We start from the raw sequence: 1,234 nt of genomic DNA, 5'->3' as shown, positions 1-1,234 counted from the left end.
ATTGTGCCAGGCCTGCGCGTTGTTCGGATCGAGCTGGATCGCCTGATCGTAATCCGCGACCGCGGCGTCGAGGCGGCCGGAGACGAGCAGCAGACGGCCCGGCCTGCCGCCGACGAGGGGGCGAAGCAGGTGCGGGACGACCAGTCCGATGAAGCCGATCGCTCCCGCCACTGCGACCGACGCGCCGACGGAGAGCGCGGTCCCGACAATGAGCAGCAGGCGCACGCGACCCATGTCGAAGCCGAGGCTGGTCGCCGTGTCCTCGCCGAGCGACAGCGCGTCGAGCGCGGGGGCGGATACGAGGATCAGCAGCCAGCCGGAGATCAGCAGCGGCGCCGCGAGCTGGATGTGCGTCATGCTGCGGTCGGCCAGCGACCCCATCAGCCAGAACATCACCTCGGTCGCCGCGTATGGGTTCGGCGAGAGGTTGAGCGCGAGCGCCGTCAACGCGCCGGCGAGGCTGTTGATGGCGACGCCCGCGAGGATCAGCGTCATGGTCGCCGAGCCGCGGCCCGCGAGCGCATAGAGCAGCGCCACCGCGACGCCGGCTCCCAGAATGCCGCCAATGGGCAGCGCCAGGCCGAAGCTCGCGGAAAGGCCGGAGTAGAACGCCATCACGGCGCCGAAGGCGGCGGCGCCCGAGACGCCGATCACCCCGGCATCCGCGAGAGGATTGCGGAGCAGGCCCTGCATCGCGGCGCCCGCGAGCCCGAGGCTGAAGCCGACCAGCGCGCCCATGATGGCCCGCGGCAGGCGAAGCTCCATCAGCACCAACGCGCCGAGCGAGGTTCCGCCTGCGAGCAGATCGGCCAGCGCGCCGCCGACGTCGATCACGACGTAGCCGATCGTCACGGAAGCGACGAAGGCCGCCAGCATGAGCGCCGCGAGCGCGCCCACCAGCGCGGCGTAGGGCGGGGACGTGCTCACTGCGCGCCCCCGGCCGCGTCGACGAGAATGTCGTAGGCGTCGGCGATGCTCGGCCCGTAGCAGGTCCAGAGTTTTGGCGGGACCTTCACGACGCGAACCCGGTCGCCGAGTCCCGCGAGGATCGGGTGGCTCAGGACCTCGGTCGCCATCGCCGGCGGGCCGGCCCGGTCGCCGTCGACGATCAGCAAGTCGACGCCGGCGAGGATGATCGTCTCGAGCGGCAGCTGCCCGTAATTGTCGAGCTTCAGCTCCGCCGCGACGTTCACCAGGCCGGCGCGCCGCATCAGTTCGTCGCTGAGGGAGCCCG

Annotated in this window: 2 protein-coding genes; both read right to left on the bottom strand. The window is 71.5% G+C overall.

The window, feature by feature from the left end:
- A partial coding sequence (locus ACIKT0_RS18575; protein WP_407106790.1) for an iron chelate uptake ABC transporter family permease subunit occupies positions 1–927 on the bottom strand: 927 nt, incomplete at its 3' end.
- Positions 924–1,234 (bottom strand): substrate-binding domain-containing protein (locus ACIKT0_RS18570; protein ID WP_474998512.1); only part of this gene is annotated, 311 nt, incomplete at its 5' end. The genes ACIKT0_RS18570 and ACIKT0_RS18575, both read right to left, overlap by 4 nt.

This window comes from Hansschlegelia beijingensis (genome assembly GCF_045505405.1).
GTDB classification, from domain to species: domain Bacteria; phylum Pseudomonadota; class Alphaproteobacteria; order Rhizobiales; family Methylopilaceae; genus Methylopila; species Methylopila beijingensis_A.
The sequence above is the reverse complement of the archived record's forward strand: the minus strand, read 5'-3'. Positions and strand labels throughout refer to the sequence as shown.